Origin of the sequence: Saccharopolyspora sp. NPDC000359, assembly GCF_040300525.1 — a bacterium.
Taxonomy (GTDB): domain Bacteria; phylum Actinomycetota; class Actinomycetes; order Mycobacteriales; family Pseudonocardiaceae; genus Saccharopolyspora.
The window spans coordinates 1-5,008 of sequence record NZ_JBEPDU010000104.1; the positions used below are offsets into that span (position 1 = coordinate 1).

The 5,008-nt window shown below is 72.0% G+C and carries 3 protein-coding genes; all 3 read right to left on the bottom strand.

Annotation, left to right across the window (positions count from 1 at the left end; genetic code table 11):
- Window positions 1-39 precede the first annotated feature (39 nt).
- Window positions 40-1,860, bottom strand: a complete 1,821-nt coding sequence (locus tag ABT324_RS33145; protein ID WP_351185804.1) for a hypothetical protein — start codon at window positions 1,858-1,860, stop codon at window positions 40-42.
- Between the two features lie 226 nt (window positions 1,861-2,086).
- Entirely contained in the window at window positions 2,087-3,538 is a 1,452-nt protein-coding gene (locus ABT324_RS33150) for a glutamate synthase subunit beta (protein ID WP_351185807.1), read from the bottom strand.
- A partial coding sequence (locus tag ABT324_RS33155; RefSeq protein WP_351185810.1) for a GltB/FmdC/FwdC-like GXGXG domain-containing protein occupies window positions 3,531-5,008 on the bottom strand: 1,478 nt, incomplete at its 5' end. The genes ABT324_RS33155 and ABT324_RS33150, both read right to left, overlap by 8 nt.

Consider the following 5,008-nt stretch of genomic DNA (forward strand, 5'->3'; position numbering starts at 1 on the left):
GTCGGTGCTGGAGGCGATGGCCAACGGCCTGCCGGTGCTCTACACCACCTGCCCGTCCGGCCGCCGCGGCCGCCAGGTCATCCGGGTGGGTACCGACCGCACCGCACCGCTGCGCAGGTCGGCGATCCGGAGTCGGCCGTTGGATGCGTAGAGGAGGCTGCCGGAGTCACCACTCCAGCTCGGGCAGTCGCCGGTCTCCTGGCTGACCTGGCGCGGTGTTCCCACCGGCCTCGCCTCCGAGTCCACATCGGACACCCAAACGGTGCCACCGACCACGAAGGCGGCGCTGCGCCCGTCGGGCGAGTACACCGGCCCGGCGTCGATCCGGTTGGCCAGCGACCTGCCCGGCACCGCCGGTGAGTACTGGGCCGCGCCGGTGGCCAGGTCGACCGTGAGGACCTGGTTCGAGCCCTCCCGGTAGCGACCGGTCACCGGCACGAACCCGGCCAGCCCCAGCTTGGTGCCGTCGGCGCTGAAGCTCGGCCTGCCTGGTTCGCCGAGCGGGCCGATGACCTTGCGCACCACGCCGGTCGCGATCTCCACGGTGCACACCGTGGTGGCGTGCCACTGCGACGCCCCGGACAGGAAGGCGACGGTGCGCCCGTCCGGGCTGAAGGCGGGCGCGCGCTCGGCCCCGTCGAGGTGGGTGAGCTGGCGCTGCTCGCCGGTGTCCAGGTCGTGCAACCACAGGTCGAGCTGGCCGTTGCGGTCGCTGGCGAACACCAGCGTCCGGCCGTCCGGTGACCAGGCCGGGGCACCGTTGAAGTTGCCGTCGGCCACGACCTGCTCGGGTTCGGCGTCGCGCCGCAGCAACCAGATGCCGCTCAGGGCCTGGCAGGTGACCTGCTGCCCGTCCGGGGAGAGCGCGGGCCCGACCAGCCCCTTGACCGGTCGCGGCGCGGAGCTGTCGAAGTCGCGGGCGCTCGCGCGCTCCACCGCGGGCCGCACGGCGACCTCGGCGGTGAAGGGCACCTCCCGGACGTCCCTGGTGCGCAGGTGGCGGCGGCGGATCTTCCCGTCGGCGGTGTAGAGCAGCTCGTCGGCGGACAGCCAGCGCGGCGCGAACGGGAACACGTCCTCGTCCGGGTCCGACACCTCGTGGCCGTCGACCACCAGCGAGGTCCGGTCGGTGGTCAGGTGCAGGTAGCAGAACCTGCCGTCGGGCGCGAAGGACGGCCCGGCCAGCTGCCCGTCGGCGACCTCGACCAGGGTGCGCCGGTTGCCAGCGGCGTCCACCGCGTCGATCGCCTGCGGCGCGTTGCCCGCTCCCCTGGTGAAGGCGATCGCCGAGCCGTCGGGGAACCAGACCGGGTGCGCCTCCTGCTCCTCGCCGGTGGTCCAGTCGGTGATCCGGCCGGTGGTCAGCTCCAGCACCCGGATGCCGTACCGGCCGCCGGTCTCGCCGGAGAAGGCGATCCGGGTGCCGTCCGGGGAGAACCGCGGCTCGCGGTGATCGCTGGACCCGCTGGTCAGCCACTCCAACCCGGACCCGTCGAGGCCCAGCAGCGCCAGATGGAACTGTCCGTCCTGATAGGACTGGCACACCAGCGTGCGCCCGTCCGGCGCGATGTCCGGTTCACCGGCCTCCTGCACCACGTCGGTGATCCGCACCGCAGCACCACCCGCCAGCGGCACCACCCAGAGCATGTTGAGCAGGTCGAACACCACCGTGCGCCCATCCGGCGAGAGCGCCGCCGCGGCGTTGGTGGCCTCGCTTATCGCGACCTGCCGGGTGCCGGGATCACCGCGTTCGGCGAAGGCCACCGGCTCACCGACCAGCCTGCTCAACAGCCACGCGGAGCCGAAACCAGCGGCAGCACGACCGCTGTGCGCGAAGAGCGCTCGCCGGGACAGGTCCACCTCGCACCTCCTGGGGAATGCAGCAGTGGATCAGCATCCAACGCGGGTGCGACCATCTCGGCAAAGGCCGTCATCCGGATGGCACAACGCGCCCTACCAGCTCGACAACGGCGGATCGTGCACCGATCGGCCGAGCTGGACCCACCCCATCCGCACCACCAGCGGCGTTGCCCCGGGAAGCAGTGACGGGCGCCCCCCGCCGGGGACGCCCGTCACCTGGCGTCGATCACGCGATGGGGCGATCCGTCGGCGCGATCGGAGCGGGCAGCACCTCCCGGTTCGCCAGGTAGGCGTCCACCCCGGCCGCCGCGGAGCGGCCCTCGGCGATCGCCCAGACGATCAAGGACTGGCCCCGACCCATGTCACCGGCAGTGAACACACCGTCCACACTGGTCATGAAGCGCTCGTCCCGCGCCACGTTGCCGCGGGGGTCGAGCTCCACGCCCAGGTCGGTCAGCAGGCCTTCGCGCTCCGGGCCGACGAATCCCATCGCCAGCAGGACCAGCTGGGCCGGGATCTCCCGCTCGGTGCCCGGGACCGGCTCGAAGCCCGCGTCGGTGCGGCGAACCTCGACCAACCGGAGGGCCCGGGCCCGACCAGCGTCGTCGCCGAGCACCTCCTGGGTGCTCACCGAGTACAGGCGCTCGCCGCCCTCCTCGTGCGCCGAGGACACCCGGTAGATCATCGGATAGGTCGGCCACGGGTTGGACTCCGGGCGCGACTCCGGCGGCATCGGCATGATCTCCAGCTGAGTCACCGACGCCGCGCCCTGGCGGTGCGCGGTGCCGACGCAGTCCGCGCCCGTGTCACCGCCGCCGATGACCACCACGTGCTTGCCCTCGGCGTGGATCGGCGACCGCTGGAGGTCGCCCTCCTGCACCTTGTTGGCCAGCGGCAGGTACTCCATCGCCTGGTGCACGCCGTCCAGCTCGCGCCCCGGCACCGGCAGGTCGCGGGCCTTCGTCGAACCGCCCGCCAGCACCACCGCGTCGTAGTCGGCGCGCAGCTGCTCCACGGTGACGTCCACACCGACGTTCACCCCGGTGCGGAACTCGGTGCCCTCGGCGCGCATCTGGCCGAGGCGCCGGTCCAGCCGCTGCTTCTCCATCTTGAACTCGGGGATGCCGTAGCGCAGCAGCCCGCCGACGCGGTCGGCCCGCTCGTAGACCACCACGCTGTGGCCCACGCGGGTCAGCTGCTGCGCCGCGGCCAGCCCGGCGGGGCCGGAGCCGATCACGGCGACCTTCTTGCCGGTGGCGGCGCGCGGCAGCTGCGGGCGCACCAACCCGGAGTCCCAGGCCTTGTCGATGATGCTGATCTCGACCTGCTTGATGCTCACCGGGTCGGAGTTGATGCCGACCACGCACGCCGCCTCGCACGGGGCGGGGCACAACGTCCCGGTGAACTCCGGGAAGTTGTTGGTGGCGTGCAGCCGCTCGGCCGCCTCCTGCCAGTCGTCCCGCCAGACCAGGTCGTTCCACTCCGGGATCAGGTTGCCCAGTGGGCAGCCCTGGTGGCAGAACGGGATGCCGCAGTCCATGCAGCGCCCAGCCTGCTTCTGCAGCGCGGGCTGCGCGAACTCCTGGTAGACCTCGCGCCAGTCCTTGATGCGCACGTCCACCGGGCGACGCTGCGGCGTCTCCCGCGGCGTGGTCAGGAACCCCTTGGGATCAGCCATGAGCCGCCTCCATGATGGCCTCGTCAACGTCGCGGCCGTCGCGTTCGGCAGCGCTGCGCGCCGCGAGCACCCGCCTGTAGTCGCGCGGCATGACCTTGCCGAACCGCTCGACCGAGGTGTCCCAGTCGGCCAGCAGCTCGTGGGCCACCGCTGATCCGGTCTGCTCGTGGTGCCGCCGGACGCGGTCGTGCAGGAACTCCCGGTCCGCGTCGTCCAGCGGTTCCAGGTCGACCATCTCCTGGTTGACCCGCGCCGGGTCGAGGTCGAGCAGGTAGGCGGTGCCGCCGGACATCCCGGCCGCGAAGTTGCGTCCGGTCCGCCCGAGGACCACCACCCGGCCACCGGTCATGTACTCGCAGCCGTGGTCGCCGACGCCCTCCACGACGGCGGTGGCCCCGGAGTTGCGCACCGCGAACCGCTCGCCGACCACCCCTCGCACGAACACCTCACCGCTGGTCGCGCCGTAGAGCAGCACGTTGCCCGCGATGATGTTCTGCTCGGCGGCGAAGGGCGCCGCGGGGTCGGGTCGCAGCACGATCCGCCCGCCGGACAGGCCCTTGCCGACGTAGTCGTTGGCGTCGCCCAGCAGCCGCAGGGTGATGCCGCGCGGCACGAACGCGCCGAAGGACTGCCCGGCCGAGCCGGTGAACGTCACGTCGATGGTGTCGTCCGGCAGGCCTTCGCCACCCCACCGCCGGGTCAGCTCGGAACCGAGCATGGTGCCGACGGTGCGGTTGACGTTGCGCACCGGGATGTCCAGCCGAACCGGCCGGCCCTCCTTCAGCGCGCCCTCGCACAGCTGGATCAGCGTGTTGTCGAGCGCCTTCTCCAGCCCGTGGTCCTGCTCGACGACCTGGTGCCGGGCGGTGCCGCTGGGCAGCTCCGGCACGTGCGTGATCGGCGTCAGGTCCAGGTCCCGGGTCTTCCAGTGCCGCACCGCATCGGAGGTGTCCAGCAGCTCGGCGTGGCCGATGGCCTCGTCGAGGCTGCGGAATCCCAGCTGCGCCAGGTACTCCCGGACCTCCTGGGCGATGAACTCGAAGAAGTTCACTACGTACTCGGCCTTGCCGGTGAACTTCTCGCGCAGCAGCGGGTTCTGGGTGGCCACGCCCACCGGGCAGGTGTCGAGGTGGCAGACCCGCATCATGATGCAGCCCGAGACCACCAGTGGCGCGGTGGCGAAGCCGTACTCCTCGGCGCCCAGCAGTGCCGCGATCACCACGTCGCGCCCGGTCTTGAGCTGCCCGTCGGTCTGCACCACGATCCGGTCGCGCAGGTCGTTGGCCAGCAGCGTCTGCTGCGTCTCGGCCAACCCGAGCTCCCAGGGACCACCGGCGTGCTTGATCGACGACAGCGGCGAAGCACCGGTGCCGCCGTCGTGGCCGGAGATCAGCACCACGTCCGCGTGCGCCTTGGACACCCCCGCCGCGACCGTGCCGACGCCCACTTCGGACACCAGCTTGACGTGGA

Excerpts from the sequence above, each read along its gene's own strand:
- ABT324_RS33150 (WP_351185807.1), bottom strand. The coding sequence starts at position 3,538 with ATGGCTGATCCCAAGGGGTTCCTGACCACGCCGCGGGAGACGCCGCAG.